At 38.9% G+C, this 21,713-nt stretch carries 21 protein-coding genes; 2 read left to right on the plus strand and 19 right to left on the minus strand.

The features are described from left to right. Nucleotides 1-5: 5 nt before the first annotated feature. From lpdA to QNH29_RS21940, 5 genes are all read right to left on the minus strand, one after another. Nucleotides 6-1,427, minus strand: coding sequence for a dihydrolipoyl dehydrogenase (gene lpdA, locus QNH29_RS21920; protein WP_283861425.1), 1,422 nt, complete (start codon nt 1,425-1,427; stop codon nt 6-8). Nucleotides 1,428-1,448: 21 nt separating this feature from the next. After that, the gene (gene buk, locus QNH29_RS21925; RefSeq protein ID WP_481858750.1) at nt 1,449-2,567 is read right to left on the minus strand and encodes a butyrate kinase; all 1,119 of its coding nucleotides are present in this window, start codon (nt 2,565-2,567) and stop codon (nt 1,449-1,451) included. Between the two features lie 73 nt (nt 2,568-2,640). Then, nucleotides 2,641-3,735 (minus strand): branched-chain amino acid dehydrogenase, encoded by a 1,095-nt coding sequence (gene bcd / locus QNH29_RS21930; protein WP_283861427.1) that lies wholly within the window; start codon nt 3,733-3,735, stop codon nt 2,641-2,643. A 30-nt stretch (nt 3,736-3,765) separates the two neighbouring features. Continuing rightward, on the minus strand, nt 3,766-4,674 hold the full coding sequence (yqiS, locus tag QNH29_RS21935; RefSeq protein WP_481858844.1) for a phosphate butyryltransferase: 909 nt from the start codon (nt 4,672-4,674) through the stop codon (nt 3,766-3,768). Between the two features lie 126 nt (nt 4,675-4,800). Further along, complete coding sequence (locus QNH29_RS21940; protein ID WP_283861429.1) at nt 4,801-6,876, minus strand: sigma-54 interaction domain-containing protein; 2,076 nt, start codon at nt 6,874-6,876, stop codon at nt 4,801-4,803. Between the two features lie 186 nt (nt 6,877-7,062). Here QNH29_RS21940 and QNH29_RS21945 point away from each other — a divergent pair, with 186 nt between their 5' ends. Then, nucleotides 7,063-7,305, plus strand: coding sequence for a DUF2627 domain-containing protein (locus QNH29_RS21945; RefSeq protein ID WP_283861430.1), 243 nt, complete (start codon nt 7,063-7,065; stop codon nt 7,303-7,305). A gap of 9 nt (nt 7,306-7,314) precedes the next feature. Here the strand turns inward: QNH29_RS21945 and QNH29_RS21950 are convergent, their stop codons facing one another. Continuing rightward, on the minus strand, nt 7,315-8,043 hold the full coding sequence (locus tag QNH29_RS21950) for a glycerophosphodiester phosphodiesterase (protein ID WP_283861431.1): 729 nt from the start codon (nt 8,041-8,043) through the stop codon (nt 7,315-7,317). A gap of 41 nt (nt 8,044-8,084) precedes the next feature. Between QNH29_RS21950 and QNH29_RS21955 the strand changes: the two genes are divergently transcribed. Beyond that, nucleotides 8,085-8,222, plus strand: coding sequence for a YycC family protein (locus QNH29_RS21955; RefSeq protein WP_283861432.1), 138 nt, complete (start codon nt 8,085-8,087; stop codon nt 8,220-8,222). Nucleotides 8,223-8,287: 65 nt separating this feature from the next. Here the strand turns inward: QNH29_RS21955 and spo0A are convergent, their stop codons facing one another. The 13 genes from spo0A to accC all read right to left on the minus strand — a co-directional run bounded on the left by spo0A (nt 8,288) and on the right by accC (nt 21,702). Continuing rightward, nucleotides 8,288-9,079 (minus strand): sporulation transcription factor Spo0A, encoded by a 792-nt coding sequence (spo0A, locus tag QNH29_RS21960; protein WP_283861433.1) that lies wholly within the window; start codon nt 9,077-9,079, stop codon nt 8,288-8,290. Nucleotides 9,080-9,358: 279 nt separating this feature from the next. Next, complete coding sequence (gene spoIVB, locus QNH29_RS21965; RefSeq protein WP_481858751.1) at nt 9,359-10,657, minus strand: SpoIVB peptidase; 1,299 nt, start codon at nt 10,655-10,657, stop codon at nt 9,359-9,361. 95 nt (nt 10,658-10,752) lie between these two features. Beyond that, nucleotides 10,753-12,453 carry a DNA repair protein RecN gene (gene recN, locus QNH29_RS21970; RefSeq protein ID WP_283861435.1) on the minus strand — a complete coding sequence of 567 codons (1,701 nt, stop codon included), beginning with the start codon at nt 12,451-12,453 and terminating at the stop codon, nt 10,753-10,755. A 15-nt stretch (nt 12,454-12,468) separates the two neighbouring features. Next, nucleotides 12,469-12,918: a transcriptional regulator AhrC/ArgR gene (gene ahrC / locus QNH29_RS21975; protein WP_283861436.1), complete on the minus strand. Its 450-nt coding sequence runs from the start codon at nt 12,916-12,918 to the stop codon at nt 12,469-12,471. Between the two features lie 149 nt (nt 12,919-13,067). Continuing rightward, nucleotides 13,068-13,907, minus strand: coding sequence for a TlyA family RNA methyltransferase (locus QNH29_RS21980; RefSeq protein WP_283861437.1), 840 nt, complete (start codon nt 13,905-13,907; stop codon nt 13,068-13,070). Nucleotides 13,908-13,910: 3 nt separating this feature from the next. Beyond that, on the minus strand, nt 13,911-15,803 hold the full coding sequence (gene dxs / locus QNH29_RS21985; RefSeq protein ID WP_283861438.1) for a 1-deoxy-D-xylulose-5-phosphate synthase: 1,893 nt from the start codon (nt 15,801-15,803) through the stop codon (nt 13,911-13,913). A gap of 148 nt (nt 15,804-15,951) precedes the next feature. Beyond that, nucleotides 15,952-16,845 (minus strand): polyprenyl synthetase family protein, encoded by an 894-nt coding sequence (locus tag QNH29_RS21990; RefSeq protein ID WP_283861439.1) that lies wholly within the window; start codon nt 16,843-16,845, stop codon nt 15,952-15,954. 3 nt (nt 16,846-16,848) lie between these two features. Beyond that, a complete protein-coding gene (locus QNH29_RS21995; RefSeq protein WP_283861440.1) occupies nt 16,849-17,082 on the minus strand; it encodes an exodeoxyribonuclease VII small subunit in 234 nt (77 codons plus the stop codon). Continuing rightward, nucleotides 17,072-18,430 carry an exodeoxyribonuclease VII large subunit gene (xseA, locus tag QNH29_RS22000; RefSeq protein WP_283861441.1) on the minus strand — a complete coding sequence of 453 codons (1,359 nt, stop codon included), beginning with the start codon at nt 18,428-18,430 and terminating at the stop codon, nt 17,072-17,074. The genes QNH29_RS21995 and xseA overlap by 11 nt, the downstream gene beginning before the upstream one ends. A 13-nt stretch (nt 18,431-18,443) precedes the next feature. After that, entirely contained in the window at nt 18,444-19,298 is an 855-nt protein-coding gene (gene folD / locus QNH29_RS22005) for a bifunctional methylenetetrahydrofolate dehydrogenase/methenyltetrahydrofolate cyclohydrolase FolD (protein ID WP_283861442.1), read from the minus strand. A gap of 34 nt (nt 19,299-19,332) precedes the next feature. Continuing rightward, on the minus strand, nt 19,333-19,722 hold the full coding sequence (nusB, locus tag QNH29_RS22010) for a transcription antitermination factor NusB (RefSeq protein ID WP_283861443.1): 390 nt from the start codon (nt 19,720-19,722) through the stop codon (nt 19,333-19,335). 198 nt (nt 19,723-19,920) lie between these two features. Next, on the minus strand, nt 19,921-20,328 hold the full coding sequence (locus QNH29_RS22015) for an Asp23/Gls24 family envelope stress response protein (protein WP_283861444.1): 408 nt from the start codon (nt 20,326-20,328) through the stop codon (nt 19,921-19,923). Nucleotides 20,329-20,346: 18 nt separating this feature from the next. Further along, on the minus strand, nt 20,347-21,702 hold the full coding sequence (accC, locus tag QNH29_RS22020) for an acetyl-CoA carboxylase biotin carboxylase subunit (protein ID WP_283861445.1): 1,356 nt from the start codon (nt 21,700-21,702) through the stop codon (nt 20,347-20,349). Nucleotides 21,703-21,713: the final 11 nt, after the last annotated feature.

Here is a 21,713-nt window from a genome sequence, read left to right on the forward strand (position 1 = left end):
ATTACTTAAGAATGAATAGCTCTTCCATCAACTGCTAGAGCAGCTTCCCCAATCGCTTCTGACAACGTTGGATGAGGATGAATCGTATGAGCAATCTCCCACGGTGTGGCGTCCAATACCATTGCCAATCCTGCCTCTGTTATCATATCCGTCACATGGGGACCAATCATATGCACCCCTAAGATATCATTGGTTTCTTCATCAGCGACAATCTTGACAAAACCATCGGATTCTCCAAATACGAGAGCCTTACCTATTGCTCGGAAAGAAAATTTGCCCACTTTTACTTTATGACCTTTTTCTTTTGCCTGCTCCTCGGTAATCCCCACACTGGAAACCTCAGGATTACTATATATACATCTAGAAACTAGATTGTAATTAAGCTCTGAAGGATCTTTTCCAGCAATATGCTCAACTGCAATGATACCCTCATGGGAGGCAACATGTGCCAGCTGCAAGCCGCCAATGACATCACCAATTGCGTAAATATGAGATTCTTTTGTTTGGTAGAATTCATTGGTAACGATAAAACCCTTTTCAACTTGGATGTCTGTATTTTCCAATCCAATTCCTTCGACATTTGCTTGCCGACCTACTGAGACGAGAAGTTTTTCAGCCCTAAATTCCTTCAAGCCACCCTTCACTTCTGCGGATATGGTAACACCATCACCTTTTACGAGTGTTTCAGGAAGGACCTTTGCACTTGTTACAAGTTTTATTCCCTTTTTCTTCATAAGGCGCTGCATTTCTTTAGAAATCTCTTGATCTTCAGTTGGAATAATGCGATCCGCATACTCAATAACGGTGACTTGGACCCCGAAATCCGATAACATAGACGCCCATTCAATTCCAATTACGCCTCCGCCGACAATAATAATAGATGAAGGTAAGCATGTAAGCTCCAGTGCTTCATCTGAGGTGATGACTAAATCTCCATCAATTTCAAGCCCGGGAAGCGTTCTTGGTCTTGAACCTGTTGCAATGACAACATTTTTCGGAATCAACATTTCATTTTCTTCGCCGTTATTCATTTCAACAGAGATCGTTCCAGGCATTGGTGAAAAAATCGATGGCCCTAATATCCTGCCCATCCCTTCATAAACATCAATTTTCCCTTGTTTCATGAGATGTTGTACGCCTTTATGAAGCTGCTCAATGATTTTATTTTTTCTTTCCTGTACTTTTCCAAAGTTATAAGAAACTTCACTTGTTATCACACCGAAATCTTCGCTATGCTTAGCAGTTGCAAAAACCTCAGCACTTCTTAGAAGAGCTTTACTTGGGATACAACCTTTATGAAGACATGTTCCCCCAAGTTTTCCTTTTTCGACTATCGCTGTTTTTAAGCCAAGTTGAGAGGCACGAATGGCAGCCACATAACCGCCGGTACCACCGCCAAGAATGACTAAATCGTATTCTTGTGACACTGTATTTCCTCCCTAAAATCGTTAGATTTTTGCATTTTTAAATGTGCCAGGATATTCTTTTACCTTTTCCTCACCACGTAATACTCTTAGTGCACCTTCAGCTAATGCTTGAAGTTCATTTTCACCTGGATGGACAATGGTATCTGCAATCCAATTAATTCTATCAGTGATAGATTTTACAAAGCCTTTCCCATAAGCAAGACCGCCAGTTAACACAATAGCATCCACTTTACCGGCTAAGACCGCGCTGGCAGCGCCTATCTCTTTTGCCACTTGGTATGCCATCGCTTCATAAATTAGAGAAGCTTGTTCATCACCCGCTTCAATTCTTTTTTCAACTTCCACCGCATCGTTCGTTCCAAGGTAACCAACCAGCCCACCCTGACCGACAAGTTTCTTCATTATTTCATCACGGTAGTACTGCCCCGAATAGCATAGGGCTACTAAATCTCCTGCTGGAACCGTTCCAGCTCGTTCCGGGCTAAACGGACCATCACCATGGAGGCCATTGTTTACGTCAATGACTTTGCCTTGTTTATGTACCCCAACGGTAATCCCGCCTCCCATATGGGTCACAATTAGATTTAAATCGGTATATTTTTTACCTAATTCTTTCGCAACTCTTCTTGCCACAGCTTTCTGATTTAAAGCATGAAAAATACTTACCCTCTCAATTAAGGAAAAACCAGATATTCTAGCAATTGGTTCTAGTTCGTCCACAACCACCGGGTCGACAATAAATGAAGGAATATTTAAACCAGAAGCAATTTCGTAAGCAATAATACCCCCGAGATTTGAAGCATGCTGCCCAGCATACCCAGTGCGTAAATCCTCAAGCATTCTGTTATTGACCGCATAGGTACCACCTTCGATCGGACGGAGCAAACCGCCGCGTCCACAAACAGCACTCAACTTCGATATATTAATCCCTGCTTGATCCAGCGTTTCGAGGATTGTGTTTTTTCTAAATTCATATTGATCAATTATATTATCAAATGAATTTATCATTTCTGAATGATGTCGGATTGTTTTTTCAAAAATGGAAATTTCATTATCGAAGACCCCGATTTTAGTGGATGTGGAACCTGGATTGATGACGAGTATTCGATATCTAGTATCAGGCAACGTATTGACCTCCATTTTTCTACATTGTACATCTAGTAAAGGGAAAAGACGCTGAATTACATATTCAGCGCTCTGCCCTTTCTGCTTTTTAACGACGGCTTAAAATATGATGACCATTTTGGAGAAATTGACTGCGAGAATTACGCATTCTTTCAATTCTTTCCTCTGCCATGCGGTCAGCTGCTAAATAGGTAGGAATGCCATCGCGTTTAGAAATTTCAATGACTTTCTCAATATTTGCATAGATTGTTTCTACTTTCTTTAATGCTCGATCACGGTTATACCCATAAAGCTCATCTGCTACATTGATAACGCCGCCGGCATTAATAACATAGTCAGGAGCATATATAATACCCATTTCATGAATTAAGTCACCATGGCGAGTATCCTTTAACTGATTATTGGCTGCTCCGGCAATTACTTTAGCTTTTAGCTGTGGAATCGTATCGTCATTTACTGTTGCACCAAGAGCACAAGGAGCATAAATATCACACTCCACACCATAAATTTCATTTGGATCTACAGCACGTGCTCCAAATTCTTCAACTGCTCGCTGGACAGCTTCTTTATTAATATCCGTGACGATTAATTGTGCACCCTCTTCGTGAAGATGACGGCAAAGATTATAAGCAACGTTACCAACACCTTGAACAGCTATTACTTTTCCTTCAAGCGAATCAGAACCAAAGGCAGCTTTAGCAGCGGCTTTCATCCCGCGGTAAACACCATATGCTGTAACAGGTGATGGATTACCGGAAGATCCAAATGCTGGTGAAATACCAGTTACATAGTTTGTTTCTTCATGAATCAAATCCATATCTGCTACGGTTGTTCCAACATCTTCTGCTGTAATGTATCTTCCATTTAACCCCTGAATATAGCGGCCAAAAGCACGGAACATTTCTTCATTTTTATCCTTACGAGGGTCACCAATAATAACAGTTTTACCACCGCCAAGATTTAGCCCTGCAGCTGCGTTTTTATAGGTCATCCCTTTTGCTAACCGTAATGCATCTATGATGGCTGCTTCTTCTGATTCATATGTCCACATACGAGTACCGCCTAGAGCCGGACCTAATGTTGTATCATGTATAGCAATTATTGCTTTTAATCCAGACTGTTTATCCTGGCAAAATACAACTTGCTCATAATCGTATTGTTCTAAGTACGTGAATATTTCCATGGTAAAAAAATCCTCCCTTTAGGTAAAAATCTATTTGGTAACAGAGCAGATAGCTAGTGCAAGTGAATATAGCTTACTTTCCGCAGAATCGGCTCTTGAGGTTAATACAATTGGAGCCTTTGCGCCGGCAATAACAGCTCCTACTTTTGCTTTTGCAAAATAAACTAAGGACTTATATAAGACGTTTCCAACTTCAATGGCAGGAACTAATAGAACATCTGCTCTTCCTGCTACTTCACTATGAATTCCTTTGTGTTCAGCAGCTATCGAAGAAATGGCATTATCTAAAGCTAACGGCCCATCTACAATACAGCCTGTGATTTGCCCGCGTTTATTCATAATCGTTAATGCAGCAGCATCAATAGTTGCTTGCATGGCTGGATTTACCACTTCAACCGCAGCAATAGGAGCAACTTTAGGATATTCTATTCCAATGGCCTTTGCTATGGCCGCAGCATTTCTTATCATTTGCGCCTTTTGCTCCAAATCTGGGGCAATATTCATTCCTGCATCAGTGACGATAGTAAATCGATCGTATTCTGGAATTTCAAAGACAGCTACATGTGATAGAATATTTCCCGTTCTTAAACCGTATTCTTTGTTTAAAACCGCTTTTAAAAGGTCGCTCGTAGGAATATTCCCTTTCATTAACACGGTTGCTTCCCCAGAGGATACAGCCCTAACGGCCATTTCTGCAGCCATCTTATTTGAATCTGCATGAACAACAGTTACACTTTTATTACTCTTCTGCTGGTCTTTTTGATTCACATCCAATATCGTCGTAATTTTTTCATTATCACCAAATAATATAAAATTGGCAAGATTTCGGTTTAACGCCTCACTCACTGCTCCTATGACTTCTTCATCTTCTGCCGCTGCAACAGCTACCGTGACATTATTCAGTTGGGTTGCTTTGTCTATTAATGATTCAAGCAACAAGGTGTCATCAACCCTTTCTCTCTTCAACTCCATATATGTAATATGCAAAATCCGTGCCAAGTTAAAAACTCTGAAAACGCTTTATAAATCAGAATATATAGTGCAATTATTTTCACACTATGAAATTTATTGCATGCTATTATTTTCAATTTTATATTTTTCTAATTTATAATAAAGATTTCTCACGGACAAACCCAATGCTTTAGCGGCAGCCGTCTTATTTCCATTAAAACGTTGCAGCGTTTGCTGGATAATTTCGGTTTCATAATCTTCAACCATCGCAGGCAAAGAACGATCCTGCTGGATTGACTCACCATGGTCGGATATTTGGTGCTCTGAACCTGTTTTTTTAGTCCTTAGTTCAGGGAGATGATGGATATTAATGAATGTTTCATTGTAATTCATAAAAATCATTGCCCGGCCAAGAATATTCTCTAGTTCACGTACATTCCCCGGCCAATCATAATTCATTAATTTTAGAAGCGCTGCCTGAGCAACACCCTCCACATTCCTTCCATAATCTTGATTAATTTTTTGGATAAGCCTTTCACACAATACAGGAATCTCTTCTTTTCGTTTCCGGAGTGGCGGAATATGTATAGGCATACGATTTAAACGATAGTATAAGTCTTCCCTAAAAGAACCTTTCGCAATTCCTTTTTCAAGATTCACGTGGGTTGCAGCAATGATTCTCACATTTATCGGAACAGGCTTTGTGCCGCCAACCCGAATGATTTCATTCTCTTGCAAAACCCTTAATAATTTTGCCTGCGTATTAGCTGATAGTTCACCTATTTCATCAAGAAAGATGCTTCCATTATTCGCTTCTTCAAAAAAGCCCCTTTTTCCGCCTCTTTTTGCTCCTGAAAAGGCTCCCTCTTCATAACCAAATAATTCACTCTCTAACAGGGTCTCTGATATAGCCGCACAATTGACACGAATAAATTTGTTATACTTTCGGTCACTTGCATTATGTATGGCATGTGCAAACAATTCCTTTCCGGTACCGGACTCACCACGTAAAAGGACGGTTGCCGGCGTTTTTGCGCCAAGCTTGGCCTGCTCAATCGCAAGCTTCATTTCCTCAGAACTGCCAATAATATCTTCAAAGGTATACTTCGCTTCAAGTGTACGGATGATTTGACGTGCACGGTTTAATTCCCGGTTTAGAGATTTAATCTCAGACATATCATGTATAACTCCAACACTGCCTTTTAGTTTCCCTTTAACAATGATCGGAGCCACATTAACAATGACCTCCCGTTTATTAGCTCCTACCCGCATAGGAACCCCGCGGACTGCTCTTCTTGTCTGGAGAACCTTCATATGCATACTTTCACCTTCTGATATATCTGCTGTTGCCGGGTGTCCAATTACTTGTTCTTGCGTAAGCCCCGTAAGGCGGGAATACGCCGGATTAATGAGAAGCCCCCTTCCGTTTTCATCAACTACTGAGATTGCATCATCACTAGAGTGGATAATTGCTTGAAGCATTGTTTGAATTTCTTTTAAGTCCGTAATTTCCTCAGCAAGATTGACAACCTCTGTAATATCTTTAAAAACAGCAAATGCACCAATTAACGTTCCGTTCTCTTCAATGATTGGAATACGAGTTGTAATTATTTTTCGTCCGTTCCCCAGATTCATTTCTTGATTGGTCTCTGTTCTTCTCGTTTCCAGGATTAATGGAAGTCTGCTTTCAGGAATTACTTCAATAACCTTTTTCCCAATTGCCTGTTCCCGTGTTACGCCCGTCATCTCTTCGGCTCGACGGTTAAATAAAATTATGTTCCCCTTTGAATCTATAACCAGCATTCCATCATTCGCGGCATTAAAAATTAATTCTTGTTGATAAGAGGCATTCTGATGCTTAACAATTAATTCTTCCTTTTCTTCTAGAAGCTTGGCTAGAAGAAATGCAACACTGCCAGGTATTAAAACGGTTTTCTTGTCCTTTGTGCTTCTTAACTCTTGAAAAACATATTCATTTCCTGTTACCTCAATGATGATGTCTATCTGCTCTGTTAAATATGGCTTCCAGTCTGTCCCAGTCTTTATCCCCTCATTTTGTGCCAATACAATTCCTGGTGCATCAAGATTTCTATCAATGACAACCATCACATTCAGAACTTCTGTTTCATTGAGTAATTTAAGGATCGCCGTACCGCCCTTGCCGGCACCAACAATCATAACATTTTGCATTTTTCCGCCCCTTTATTATATTTGAAAAAGAAAACTTTTTCACACCAACATAATCGAAAACATGCAATATTTTTCATTCTCTATTCTATATTTTTTCACTTGTCTTGACAAATTATATCCTTGTACTAATATTTCTTATGAAGGTATAATTCTTTTGACTTATTAAACAATTGGAAGGATTAAATTATGAGGCGGATTATTGCTCTACTAATATTGGTTATTCCAGGATTTTTAGCTGGCTACGGCATTAAATTAATGCGCGATATGACATTTGGGATTCTGCAAGCACCTATTCCCTTCTTATGGCTGCAATTTCTTTTAGGCCTGATTCTTTTTTTAGGTGGATTAGGGTTCGTCGCTGGCTTTATTTTTCATCGTGACAGAAAGAGAAATAAAGTACAAACAAGGTTTTCAAACACAAAAAAATAAAAGAGGCCGTTACGGTCTCTTTTCAAATTGTTTTTTAATTTTTAATGCCGTTACTGGATCATCTGTGATCAATGCTGTGCAGTTAATTTTTATTAGTCTTTTGATGTCAGACTCTTTATTGACAGTATAGGGTCTAACAGCTACTCCATTTACTAACGCATCTTTAATAATATCATCTGTTATTGACACCAGCTTCGGATGAATGCCTTTTGCACGGATAGATTGTGCATAAATCCACGGCATATAAATTCGCTCATTAAACAGTGGAGCTGTCTCTATTTCAGGTGCTGTCCGATAACTTAAAACGATACTGTAATGATTAAAAGATGATATAATAATCCGATTACTCAGGTTATATTTCCGAACAAGCTGAATGACTTTTTCTTCCATTCCTTGATATGGTAATAGATTATTTTTCAACTCTATGTTACACACTAAATGATTAGATTGCATCCATTCAAGAACCTCAATTAAAGAAGGGATGGGTTCTTTTTTTACACCTTTTTTATTAGCATTAAACTTTCGTATTTCCTGAAAGGTAAAATCCTTAACAAAGCCAGAACCAGTTGTTGTCCGGTCAACTTTTTCATCATGGATGACCACCACTTCACCGTCTTTGGTTAATTGGACATCGAGCTCTAAACCGTCTGAACCCGCCCTTTCTGCTTCAATAAATGCCTTCATAGTATTTTCTGCAAAGACGGCTGAATACCCTCGATGAGCAAAAATTTGTGTCATGCTTCCACTCCCTAACTAAAAAATGAAGGTAGGAATCTAATATGAAACCGTTACAATTATCGCCTGAAACTGCTGTTAAACTAGCCGAAAAATTAAATGTTCCGTTAGAACAACTTATGCATATGCCTCAGCATATACTTATTCAAAAATTAATGGAACTAGAAAATGAAAATAAATAAGATTTAAACCATGGAAAAAGCCTTCATTTTGAAAATGAAGGCTTTTTTTACTATTTTTCATCTCTTCAAGAGGCCTTATGCTCTAACCGAAGTTTATCCGCAACCATAGCGATAAACTCTGAGTTCGTCGGTTTCGCCTTAGACATGCTTACAGTGTATCCGAATAAAGAGGAAATGGAATCAATGTTCCCACGGCTCCATGCTACCTCGATTGCATGGCGTATAGCACGTTCCACACGACTGGCTGTCGTATTATATTTCTTTGCAATATCAGGGTATAAAACCTTCGTAATAGATCCCAGTAATTCAATGTCATTATAAACCATTGAAATTGCCTCGCGTAAGTACAAATATCCCTTAATATGCGCAGGGACACCAATTTCGTGTATAATGCTTGTAATACTTGCATCCAGGTTTCTCGGTTTATGTTCCGTTTGCGGACGGTAATTTCCTGCAGGGATTTTACGGCTAACCTGACTGCTTTTACCACTAACTTGACGGATATGGTTTCCTAAGTTCTCCATATCAAACGGCTTTAAGATAAAATAGGAAGCTCCAAGCTCTACAGCCTTCTTTGTAACGTCTTCCTGACCAAACGCCGTCAGCATAATTACATTAGGAATTGCGCCTTTTTTTAACTCTCTCAAGCGCTCTAGAACAGCTAAACCATCAAGATGAGGCATAATAATATCTAAAACAAGGACATCCGTATCCGTTGATTCTAATAGATCTAAACAATCCTGACCATTATGGGCAATACCTGCAATCTCCATATCATCCTGGGACGAAATATAGTCCTCTAATAACCCCACTAACTCCCTGTTGTCGTCGACGACACATACTTTAATCTTTTTCACCTTATATCCTCCTCAAATCCAAATGGTCATATCTCTATTTTCATTTATCTTTTTATTCTCTTAATTCTATTCTAAATTAGAAATTCGACAATGCAACTAAAATTCCTCTAGTTTTTTTAATATTTCTTAAAATAGTGATAAAATCTTATCTTTTCTTTGTTTTTCTTTGAATTTCGACTAAATTCGCACATATGCCTTTTTATTCCTTTTTTTGTCGAATCATCTTATGTAAAACAAAATAGGCAAAAATCGCCTATTTTGTTTGATCACTCATTCATTTTAACTTGCTTTTTCCTGTGGTTTTTCATATATGTTAATTCCTGCTTCATTTAACATCCATTCAATGTGTACTCCGTAACCAGAGGTTGGATCATTGACAAAGACATGTGTTACGGCACCAATCAGCTTCCCATCCTGGATTATAGGGCTTCCGCTCATACCTTGAACGATTCCCCCAGTTTTTTCTAGGAGCCTTGGATCGGTAACTTTTAATACCATGCCTTTCGTTGCTGGAAATTTCTGCGGGATCGTGCTGACAATTTCAATTTCAAATTCTTCAACTTTGTCATCATTTACTACGGTTAAAATCTTGGCCGGCCCTTCTTTTACTTGATGTGAAAGGGCTATTGGCAACGGTTTATCCATAATACCGTTCTTTAGATCTTTATTTAACACTCCAAAAATGCCGAATGGGCTATTTTTTGTGATGTTTCCGACGATTTCACGATCAGAAGAGAAACGTGCAAGCTTTTCACCAGGGTCCCCATTACTTCCTTTTTCAATAGAAGTAACAGTTGACCGAACGATTTGACCATCTTCCACAACTATTGGCTTCTTCGTGTCCATATCAGATATTACATGCCCTAGGGCACCATATTTTTTAGTTTGTGGATGAACAAAGGTCATGGTTCCAATTCCTGCTGCTGAATCACGAATATATAATCCAAGCTTATAGGAGTTTTCTCCCTTATCCTTAAGTGGAGTAAGTTTCGTTGTAAACTTACCACTTTCCCTGCTAATTACCATATCTAATGCTTTGCCGCTTTGGCCAGCATTTTGTACAAATGGAGCAACATCTGTCATTTTTTCAATTTTGTTGCCATTAATTTCGGTAATGATATCACCAATTTTTATTCCTGCAATTTCTCCAGGTGATTTTTTTCCATCTTCGGTATTAACTAAATGGTGACCTACGACCAATACGCCTACCGTGTTTAATTTAACACCAATGGACTGTCCTCCTGGCTGGACTCTAAAATCCTTTAAAACATTTACATCGACCTTTTTGACGGGAATTCCTGCAAATTCCAATAACATTTCATCATGGCCGTTTTCACTAGCTGTTAGGGAAACTTGTTTTTGATTTTGTTCAAGTGTGATTTTCGGATTGTGAGATACTAATGAGGCTGATACCGGTACAGCCTTTTGGAAAGTATAATCTTGTCCCTCAAAGACTATAATGGTCTTTGGTATGTCAAGGTACTGCTGTAATGGCTGAAAAAATAAAACGCTGATTAATGAAACAAGGAGAATTCCACCAATGATCTTTCTAATTATTTCTAACTTCAAAATCTTCACTCTCCTCGCTTCTGTTTCACTATCTAAATGGCTACATCTTTAATTTTGCCTGCATTTGCACCATTTATAACCGGATACAACATAAAAAAGCTCCCCTAATTGGGAAGCTTTTCAATTTTTTTATTTTCCGCAGCTAAAAACAACAATTCTTCGGCATGTTTTTTAGTTAAATCTGTAATTTCAGCACCGGAAATCATACGGCCGATTTCCTTTATTTTCTCTTCAATACTAAGTGGGTTTACAGATGTTTTTGTGCGTCCGCCTTCAGTAATTTTAGAAATAAATAGATGTGTATCAGCCATTGCAGCTACTTGTGGTAAATGAGAAATACATAACACTTGAGAATCCACAGCCACTTTATAAATTTTTTCAGCAATCGACTGAGCCACTCTGCCGCTTACTCCAGTATCCACCTCATCAAATATAATAGAAGTAACTCCCTGGTGTTTTGAAAAAATACTCTTAAGTGCCAGCATAATTCTTGACAATTCGCCGCCAGAGGCAATTTTAGATAAAGGCTTTAACGGTTCGCCAGGATTAGTGGAGATATAGAACTCCACGTGATCGACTCCATTTTTTGAAAAATGAGGCAATATCGATTCAAAACGAATTTCAAACAGCGTTTTTGCCATATACAGCTCTTTTAATTCGTTATGTATTAAGTTAGTCAGCTTATCAGCCCAGCTTTTCCGGAGCTCAGTTAATTGTTTAGCCTCTAGGGCCAGGTCCTTTTTAATGGATGATAATTGCTTCTCTAATTGGCCAATATGTGTTTCTTTATTTTGTAATGTTTCGATTTCCTCTTCAATTTTAGCACCATATTCTAAAATTTCTTCTATCGTTTTTCCATATTTCCGCTTCAATTGATTAATTTCATTTAATCGTTCTTCAATCTCATTTAGACGCTGCGGGTCATATTCTAACTCGTCTAATTCATTTCTTAATGTACGGGAAGCATCTTCCAGCTGATAAAAGCTGTTCATCACGGATTCATATACTTCTTTATAAGAGGTATCCAAAGCTGCTGCATCTTCAAGCTGTCCCATTACCATACTAATCCAGTCCAGCCCCTTTTGTTCTCCAGTTAAGGCATTATAACTCGATTGAACGGCCTCAAATACTCGCTCAAAATTCGCTAGTTTTCTTTTTTCCTCAAAGAGTTCTTCGTCTTCTTTTAACTTTAATTTTGCATTTTGAATTTCATCAAATTGAAATTGAATCAGATCAAGACGATGTGCGGTTTTTTGCTCATTTTCGTTTAACGATTTTAGCTTTTGGGACGTTTGTTCATAACGGTGAAACACTTCTTGGTATTCCGCCAGTGACTGAGAAATTTCTTCAAGCCCGTATTGATCAAGCAATAGTAAATGTCTGCTCTCATCCATTAAATCTTGATGTTCATGCTGACTATGTATATCTACTAGGGTTGATCCCACTTCACGAAGAGTTGATATGGTCACGAGCTTGCCATTTATCCTGCATACACTTTTTCCTGAACGTGAAATATCTCTTCGTAAGACAATCATTCCTTCTTCAATTTCTATCCCAAATTCCAACGCCTTTGAATAACAAGGATGTTGATCTTCAATTTGAAAAAGTCCTTCGATTTCTGCTTTTTCCTCTCCATGTCTGACAAACTCAGCCGAACCTCTGCCACCTACAAGCAGGTGAATAGCATCAATAATAATGGATTTCCCTGCACCTGTCTCCCCTGTTAAAACGGTCAGCCCCTTGTCAAATGAAATGGAAAGGGCCTCAATGATAGCAAAGTTTTTTATTGATAATTCTGATAACAAGGTATATTCCCCCTATTAAAGCATGTCCAGGAACCGGTTAGTGATTGTCTCTGTATCTTCGGGAGTACGACAAATGATTAAAATCGTATCGTCACCACAGATGGTTCCGAGAACTTCATCCCAATCAAGGTTATCTAACAAAGCACCAATGGCCATAGCATTACCAGGCAGACATTTCATTACCAATAAATGACCTGCGGAATCAATGCGTACAAAGGCATCCATTAACGATCTTTTTAATTTTTGCAATGGATTAAACCGTTGATCGGCCGGAAGGCTATATTTGTATCTCCCATCTAACAACGGTACCTTAACCAAATGTAGTTCTTTAATATCTCGAGAAACTGTTGCTTGAGTCACATTAAACCCAGCACTTTTTAATTCATCCACCAGTTCATCTTGTGTTTCAATATCATTAGCAGTGATAATTTCCCTAATCTTTATATGACGTTGACCCTTATTCAACCTACTCACCCCGTAATCATTAAAACATTTACGTATTTTGTTCAAAAATGTCGCTTATACCCATATGTTAGCCCATTTTGGCAAGGAAGTACAATTATTATTTTGCCGAAAAAATGTACATATCAAAAAAAGAAGGAAAAGCATAAGCTTTATCCTTCCATATCTTGCTTAGATTTAAATTCTTCATGAGCTTCTTTTACAATTTTCACAGGCTCGTCAGGCAATTGATTTTGGCCCGCTTCCTGTTCTCCTATCCATTTTAGGTGAAGGAGAAATTCGATATTTCCGTCCCCGCCAGTAATAGGAGAAAAGGATAAATTAACGACATTAAATCCTTGTTCAAGGGCAAAATCAACTATTTTGTTAACAACTTGTAAATGTACTTTCTCATCACGTACAATCCCTTTTTTTCCAACTTGCTCACGTCCTGCTTCAAATTGTGGCTTAACTAGCGCCACAATATTACTGTTAGGTACAAGCAGGGTTTTCAAGACAGGTAATATTAATTTTAAAGAGATAAAAGAAACATCTATTGTGGCAAAATTCGGCATTTCTCCTGCTAAATCAGCCGGTGTGACATATCGAAAGTTGGTCCTTTCCATAACCACTACTCGTTCATCCTGACGCAGCTTCCAAGCGAGCTGATTGTAACCTACATCCAAAGCGTATGACATTTTTGCACCGTTCTGTAAGGCACAATCAGTAAATCCTCCTGTTGAAGCACCAATATCAAGCATAATCTTATCTTTAACGGAAACATCAAAAACCTTTAGTGCTTTTTCCAGTTTAAGACCCCCACGACTGACGTATGGAAGTACATTTCCCTTAATCATCAGCGGGATATCCACTTTTACCTTCTCACCAGGCTTATCTAACCGTTCTTCGTTGGTGTAAACGAGTCCTGCCATAATAGAACGTTTTGCCTTTTCTCTTGTTTCTGCTAATCCTCTTTCAACTAATAACACATCTAATCGTTCTTTGTTTTTCATGCATTATGCCCTTTGTTGTTTTTTTCGTGCAAGTATGGTCATTCTTTTTACAACCTCTGAAGTAGTCATGCCGATTTCCTCTAGAAGTGATTCTACATCACCATGTTCGATAAATTTGTCAGGTATTCCCATACGGTCTATTGCTTGCTGGTAATATCCTTTCTCATGAGCGTATTCAAGAACATAACTTCCAAAACCTCCCTGCAGCACCGCTTCTTCAATTGTTAGGATAGGAATATTATTTAAGAATAATTCATTAAGCATTTTTTCATCTAAAGGCTTAATGAATCGTGCATTAACTACTTTTACAGAAATACCTTGTTTTTCAAGCGTTTCTGCAGCTTCAATCGCCATTGGTATCGTCGTACCAAAAGTTAAGATTGCTGCATCCTCTCCATCCCTTAGGATTTCCCATGTCCCAATTGGAATGGTCTTGTATGATTCATCCATCGGCACACCCAAACCATTCCCTCTTGGAAATCTCATTGCAATCGGACCATCATCATAGGTCATAGCAGTATAAACCATATGTTGTCCTTCATTTTCATCTTTAGGCATCATCAAAACAATATTAGGGACATGTCTTAAGAATGCAATATCAAATACGCCCTGATGAGTTTCGCCATCAGCACCAACTAATCCGGCTCGATCGATCCCAATAAAAACATTTAAATTTTGGCGACAGATATCATGTACAACTTGGTCATAAGCTCGTTGTAAAAAGGTTGAATAAATCGCTAAAAAGGGTTTCATATTTTGGGTTGCCAATCCAGCAGCAACGGTTGCTGCATGCTGTTCTGCTATTCCGACATCAAACATTCTCTCCGGAAATTCACTTGCAAACCCCTCTAGCTTTGAACCCACTGGCATCGCAGGCGTTATCGCGACTATACGCTCATCATCGCGAGCCAACTTACGAACTGTTTCGCTGACTAAACTGCTCCAAGCAGGAGGAGATTTGTCAGACTTAACGAAGTCACCTGTATCCATCTTATACGGTCCTGTACCATGCCATGTACCTTTTTTATCGCTTTCAGCAGGGTGGAATCCTTTTCCTTTTTTTGTAATTACATGAAGCAGAACTGGACCTTCGGTTTTTTTGGCATAGCGGAAATTTTCAAATAAAGCCTCGAAATCATGCCCGTCAACCGGACCTAAATAGGTAAAGCCCATTTCCTCAAAGAACATTCCCGAAACAAATAAATATTTAAGACTGTCTTTAACACGTTCCGCTGTCGCTGCAAGCTTCCCGCCAACTGCAGGAACCTTTTTCAATAACAATTCTAGCTCGTCTTTCACCCATTGATATTTACCAGCAGTTCGTAATTGACCGAGAATATTATGAAGTGCACCAACGTTTGGTGCGATTGACATTTCATTATCATTCAAAATAACAATCATATTCTTTTTTTCATGACCTATATGGTTTAATGCTTCTAACGCCATTCCACCTGTTAAGGCACCATCGCCAATGATTGGTACAACAAAAGAACTCTCTTTTTTCAAGTCTCTTGCTATAACCATCCCCATAGCAGCTGAGAGGGAGGTTGAGCTATGTCCAGTTTCCCACACATCATGCTCGCTCTCAATTCTTTTTGGGAAGCCGCACAGTCCTTTATATTTTCGTAATGTATCAAATTCACATGCTCTGCCTGTTAGAATTTTATGAACATAGGACTGATGTCCTACATCCCAGATAAATTTATCTTTGGGACTGTCAAAACATTTATGTAAGGCAATGGTTAATTCAACTACACCTAAATTCGGTCCAATATGGCCTCCAGTAACAGACAGTTTCTCAATCAAGAATTGTCGTATCTCTTGACTCAAAACCTCCAATTCTTGATTTGACATCCCTTTTAAAAAGGAAGGGTCTTTTATTGATAATAGATCCATGTTTGGACCACTCACTTTCATACTTTTTCTCTCAATTCACCTAGTAAAAAATAGCCGCTAACACAAAAAAGTGGTAACGGCATTGACAACGTTCTCTACATTGACAACAATTATAACATAATTACGTTGTTGTTCAAATACCAGTTATTTAGTGGTCTCTTGATGCGATGAGGTCAGCGATTTCCTTAAGTAATTGTATGTTAAGTCCTGTCTTCTCTAAGTATTGTTTAGAAAGTTCCAATTGCTGTCTTAACGCTTTTTTTGCACCTTCCATGGACAATAGCTGCGGATAGGTGCTTTTTTCATTCGTCGAATCACTTCCAACAGGTTTACCTAGTATCTCCTGATTTCCTTCCAAGTCGAGAATATCATCTTGTATTTGGAAAGCAAGTCCTAGATGATGGGCAAATGATGACAGGTTTTCTAATTGAGTTTGATTTGCTCCACCTAACAATGCTCCTGCTATGACGCTAAATTTTAACAGCTTCCCTGTTTTATGAATGTGGATATACTCCAGCTCTTCAATGGTAAGAGTTTTCCCCTCTCCTTCCATATCTGCGACCTGACCACCCACCATCCCTTCACTGCCAGCAGCTTTAGCCATTTCCATTACTAATTGAAGTTTGGTTTCACTAGTGGCAAATTCGTTTGGAGTCTGTCCAATGACCTGAAAGCTGTATGTTAATAAAGCATCTCCCGCTAAAATGGCGATGGCCTCACCGAACACTTTATGATTCGTGGGCTTTCCTCTTCTTAGGTCGTCATTGTCCATACTCGGCAAATCATCATGGATTAAAGAGTAGGTATGGATCATTTCAATTGCGGCTGCGGCCATTAAACCGATTTTTGGGTCTTTTTCAAAAGCAGCAAGCGTGGCAAATACTAGTAAAGGACGGATTCTCTTTCCGCCTGCCTCAAGAGAATAATGCATGGCTTCTTTAATAATAGAAGGTGCATCCAGCTTTGACACCAAGGTTCGAAGCTCTGATTCAAGCAGTTGTTTATGTTCTTGTGTAAAAGCAGCTAGAACTTTAGTAGTCAAAGCCTAATCCTCCTCTTCAATGGTAAAGTTTTGTTTGCGTCCGTCCTCCGTAATAATCTGTGTTAATTGTTCTTCAACACTTTTTAGCTTATCATGGCAAAGCTTGGACAACTCCATTCCCTCTTTATAAAAGGCAATGGCCGCTTCGAGTGGGACATCCCCTTCTTCGAGCTTATCGACAATTTGCTCAAGCTTATTCATTGCTTCCTCAAAGGAAATCACTTGTTCATTCGTCACGGTTTTCGCTCTCCTTTATGTTCTGTACATTGCAGAGAAGACTGCCATCTGTTAATTGAATTTGGAGTGGTTCGTTTTCTTTAACTTGTTTAACACTTTTTATTAATACATTGTCTTCTGAATAGACAAGACTGAATCCTCGTTCCATTATTTTTAATGGACTTAATGCTTGAAGTGTTGCGAGAATTCTTTCAAAATCTGTTTGTTTCTTCAAGAGGATTTGTCTCATTGCACGTTGAATATCCTTTTTAGAACGCTCAAATCTAACCTCTGATTCTCGTAATGCTACTTTTGGATGGTTACGAACGAGTCGGTTATGTATGGTTTCATGCTTAGATTTTTTTAATTCAGTTAATCTAGCAGCACCACGTACAAGTGATTCTGTTAATTTATCCACCTGTTCAAGCTTTTGTTCGTATAGACGCTGTGGATAACGAAATGCATAGGACTTTTGGGCACGCTCGAACCGTTGTTTTTCATAGCGGTATCTGCTGTTCATGGATTGAAGCATCCGGGTTTTCCGCTGAAGCAATCTTTCCATTAATTCATCAATATGAGGAACAGCAAGCTCGGCAGCTGCAGTTGGTGTTGGCGCACGCATGTCAGCAACAAAATCAGCAATTGTAAAATCTGTCTCATGGCCAACTGCAGAAATAATAGGGATGCCAGATTTATTAATAGCTCTAGCCACTATCTCCTCATTAAACGCCCACAATTCCTCGATTGATCCGCCTCCACGCCCCACAATAAGTACATCTATCTCATTCATGTTGTTAGCTTTTTCAATAGCCCGTGCGATAGAAGGAGCTGCATTCTCACCTTGTACCAGTGCTGGTAAAACATGGATATTCGCAATCGGATAACGCCTCTTAATTGTGGTGATAATATCCCTTATTGCCGCCCCTGTTGGTGAGGTAATGACTCCTACTGTTTTCGGATAACTTGGAATGGACTTTTTTTGATCGATAGAAAATAAACCTTCAGCTTCAAGTCTTTTTCTTAACTGCTCGTACGCTAAGAATAATTCTCCGATTCCATCTGGCTGCATTTCTTTAATATAAATTTGGTATTGTCCACTTGGTTCATAGACCGAAACATCCCCTTTTACAACCACCTTCATTCCGTTTTCCGGCAGAAACTTCATAACACGTGATTGGCTTGAGAACATAACTGCAAGAATACGAGCTTTTTCATCCTTTAACGTAAAATACATATGTCCGCTAGAATGCTGTTTGAAGTTTGAGATTTCGCCTCTTACATGTACATCCTGTAAATGAGGGTCAACGTCAAATTTCCTTTTTATGTATTTTGTTAATGCTAGTACAGATAAATACTTTTTTTCCTGCATAAGGAACTCCTCTTTAGAACCGCAGTGTATTCTTTGCAGACTTAAGCGTGTTATACATAAGCATGGTAATAGTCATTGGGCCTACTCCTTTTGGAACAGGGGTAATATAACCAGCTTTCTCACTCACTTCATCAAATGCCACATCTCCACAAAGCTTACCAGATTCATTCCGATTGATCCCAACATCAATAACGACAGCACCTTCTTTTACATGCTCAGCTTTGATAAAATTAGCTATACCAACAGCAGCAACAATAATATCAGCCTGGGATGTATGATACTGCAAATCCTTTGTTCGTGAATGACAATAAGTAACGGTTGCATGCTGATTAAGAAATAACTGCCCTACTGGCTTTCCGACAATATTACTTCTGCCTACTACGACTACATGTTTACCCTCTACAGATATACCAGTTTCTTCTAATAGAACCATAATTCCATAAGGAGTGCACGGTAAAAATGCATCTTGCCCTGTCATCATTCTTCCAATATTTATCGGATGAAATCCGTCTACATCCTTTAAAGGAGATATAGATTCAATAACCCTTGTTTCATCGATATGCTTTGGCAGAGGAAGCTGAACCAAAATACCATGAATAGCCGGATCTCCGTTAAGTTCCTCTATTTTTGCAAGTAATTCTTCCTGGTCAGTCGTTTCTGGCAATTCAATCAAAACGGAGTGCATTCCTAGGTCTCGACACGTTTTTTCTTTATTCGTTACATACGTTCTTGATGCATGATTATTACCGACAAGGATAACAGCAAGTCCTGGTGTAATCCCCAATTCCTTCAATTTTTGAACCTCAGATGCAATTTCAACCTTCTTTTTTGCTGCTATTTCTTTCCCATCAATAATTGTTGCTGTCATAATATCTCCCCCTGTTCATGATTATACGTCTTCATTATAGTTTTTCTTTAACCTTCGAAAGAACCCCATTAATAAAACGGCTTGATTGTTCATCTCCGTAAATTTTTGCTATTTCTATCGCTTCATCTAAAATTACATTTTCAGGAATTTCATGACGGAAATATAATAACTCGAATATCGCGATCCTTAATAAATTCCTATCAACTGTTGCCAAACGATCCATCGTCCATTTTTCAAGATTTTCTTTAATGAATGGATCAATTTCATTCTTTTGTTCCACAACTCCTAATACAAGCTTTGTTAAGTAGTCATCACCAGCTTCACCTTCTAAAACATGCTGGATGGCAGCGGCTGGTTCTGTGTTACTCACGTCAATTTGAAAAAGAGCTTGCAACGCTTTTTCCCTTGCTGTTCTTCTTTTCATTATACCTTTAACTCCTTTAGAGATAATAATTAATTTTTGTCAAATTTTATACAACCATGTCACGTTATTTTTGTACATAAAAAGATAATAGCACAACTAAAACTGATTCGCACTGTAAGAACTTATTTTTACCTAGATATGAAATACTAATAACCTTAAAAAGAAAAAACCAAAGGATTTTCTCCTTTGGTCTGTTGATTAAATTTCTTCTTCTACTTCTGGTTCTTGTTTTTGGGTTTCGAAGGAGATACCGACAACGTGTATGTTTACTGCCTCCGCCTCTAATGCAGTCATGTTTAGCAAGGCTTGACGAATGTTATCTTGTATTTTTCCCGCTACTGTAGGAATGGATACTCCAAATTTCATTAAGCAGTATACATCGACAGTAATTCCTTCTTCCGAAAGTTCCACTTTAACACCTTTACCGTGGTTTTTTTTGCCTAACCGTTCAACTACACCAGTAGCAAAATTCCCGCGCATTTGCGCTACTCCTTCGACCTCGGAAGCAGCAATACCCGCAATGACTTCAATGACTTCAGGTGCGATTTCTACTTTACCATGCCCGTTGTTTCCTTGATTCATTTCCAGTACATTATACTCGCTCATAAAGTACACCTCCAGATTTTAGCTAGACTTCATCACATCGTGTAATTCAAGAAACTTTGTATTGAATTGTCCCTCTACGAAATCTTCATGCTCAAGTAATTTTAAATGGAACGGAATGGTGGTATGGATACCCTCGATCACAAATTCGCTGAGAGCACGTTTCATTCGTGAAATTGCTTCTTCTCTGCTGTTACCATATGTGATGACTTTTGCAATCATGGAATCATAATAAGGTGGAATCGTATAACCCGGGTAGGCAGCTGAATCAATACGAACACCTAGGCCGCCTGGAGGCAAATACATATTAATTTTCCCCGCTGAAGGCATGAAGTTCTTTTCCGGGTTTTCTGCATTGATTCGACACTCAATCGCCCATCCGGTAAACGTAACATCCTGCTGATTTATTGTTAATTTTTCCCCGGAAGCCACTCGGATTTGCTCCTTAATTAGATCAATACCTGTGACCATTTCGGTAACTGGGTGCTCCACCTGTATTCTTGTATTCATTTCCATAAAATAAAATTTCCGATTGCGGTAGTCATATATAAATTCTACCGTTCCTGCACCTGAATAATCAACTGCTTTTGCGGCTTTTACTGCTGCATTTCCCATTTCAGCACGAATTTCTCCATCTAAAGCCGGTGAAGGTGTTTCTTCAAGGAGCTTTTGAAGTCTGCGTTGAATTGAACAGTCTCTTTCTCCAAGGTGAATGGTGTTTCCATAGGAATCTGCAAGCACTTGTATCTCAACATGACGGAAATCCTCGATATACTTCTCTATGTATACTCCTGGATTACCAAAAGCAGTCAAAGCCTCCTGCTGTGTAATGTTGATTCCCTTAACCAGCTCTTGTTCATTTTTTGCCACGCGGATCCCTTTACCGCCGCCGCCAGCAGTTGCTTTAATAATCACGGGATAATCAATTCTGCTTACAAGCTCAAGCGCTTCATCAATATCGTTAATGATACCAGTAGAACCAGGTACAATAGGTACCCCTGCTTCTCTCATTGTTTCCCTGGCTATATCCTTTGTTCCCATTTTCGTAATCGCTTCAGGACTTGGTCCTACGAAGGTAATATTACATTCACGGCAAAGTTCGGCGAAATCTGCATTTTCTGCTAAAAATCCATAACCAGGATGTATCGCGTCACACGCAGTCAGCTTCGCTACGCTAATCAAATTTGTAACATTTAAATAGCTTTCTTTTGATAATTTCGGTCCTATACAATAGGCTTCATCTGCAAGTTGTACATGTAGAGCTTCACGGTCTGCCTCGGAAAAAACGGCAACTGTTTCAATTCCCATTTCTCGACAAGCACGAATAATTCTGACCGCTATTTCTCCTCTGTTTGCAATTAACAGTTTCTTTATCATCCTGTTATCGC

The sequence above is a fragment of the Neobacillus sp. DY30 genome (assembly GCF_030123065.1).
Classification (GTDB): Bacteria; Bacillota; Bacilli; order Bacillales; family Cytobacillaceae; genus Neobacillus.

Excerpts from the sequence above, each read along its gene's own strand:
- buk (WP_481858750.1), bottom strand. The coding sequence starts at position 2,567 with ATGGAGGTCAATACGTTGCCTGATACTAGATATCGAATACTCGTCATC.
- bcd (WP_283861427.1), bottom strand. The coding sequence starts at position 3,735 with ATGGAAATATTCACGTACTTAGAACAATACGATTATGAGCAAGTTGTA.
- QNH29_RS21940 (WP_283861429.1), bottom strand. The coding sequence starts at position 6,876 with ATGCAAAATGTTATGATTGTTGGTGCCGGCAAGGGCGGTACGGCGATC.
- QNH29_RS21945 (WP_283861430.1), top strand. The coding sequence starts at position 7,063 with ATGAGGCGGATTATTGCTCTACTAATATTGGTTATTCCAGGATTTTTA.
- QNH29_RS21950 (WP_283861431.1), bottom strand. The coding sequence starts at position 8,043 with ATGACACAAATTTTTGCTCATCGAGGGTATTCAGCCGTCTTTGCAGAA.
- QNH29_RS21955 (WP_283861432.1), top strand. The coding sequence starts at position 8,085 with ATGAAACCGTTACAATTATCGCCTGAAACTGCTGTTAAACTAGCCGAA.
- QNH29_RS21980 (WP_283861437.1), bottom strand. The coding sequence starts at position 13,907 with ATGAAAAACAAAGAACGATTAGATGTGTTATTAGTTGAAAGAGGATTA.
- dxs (WP_283861438.1), bottom strand. The coding sequence starts at position 15,803 with ATGGATCTATTATCAATAAAAGACCCTTCCTTTTTAAAAGGGATGTCA.
- xseA (WP_283861441.1), bottom strand. The coding sequence starts at position 18,430 with ATGCAGGAAAAAAAGTATTTATCTGTACTAGCATTAACAAAATACATA.
- folD (WP_283861442.1), bottom strand. The coding sequence starts at position 19,298 with ATGACAGCAACAATTATTGATGGGAAAGAAATAGCAGCAAAAAAGAAG.
- nusB (WP_283861443.1), bottom strand. The coding sequence starts at position 19,722 with ATGAAAAGAAGAACAGCAAGGGAAAAAGCGTTGCAAGCTCTTTTTCAA.
- QNH29_RS22015 (WP_283861444.1), bottom strand. The coding sequence starts at position 20,328 with ATGAGCGAGTATAATGTACTGGAAATGAATCAAGGAAACAACGGGCAT.
- accC (WP_283861445.1), bottom strand. The coding sequence starts at position 21,702 with ATGATAAAGAAACTGTTAATTGCAAACAGAGGAGAAATAGCGGTCAGA.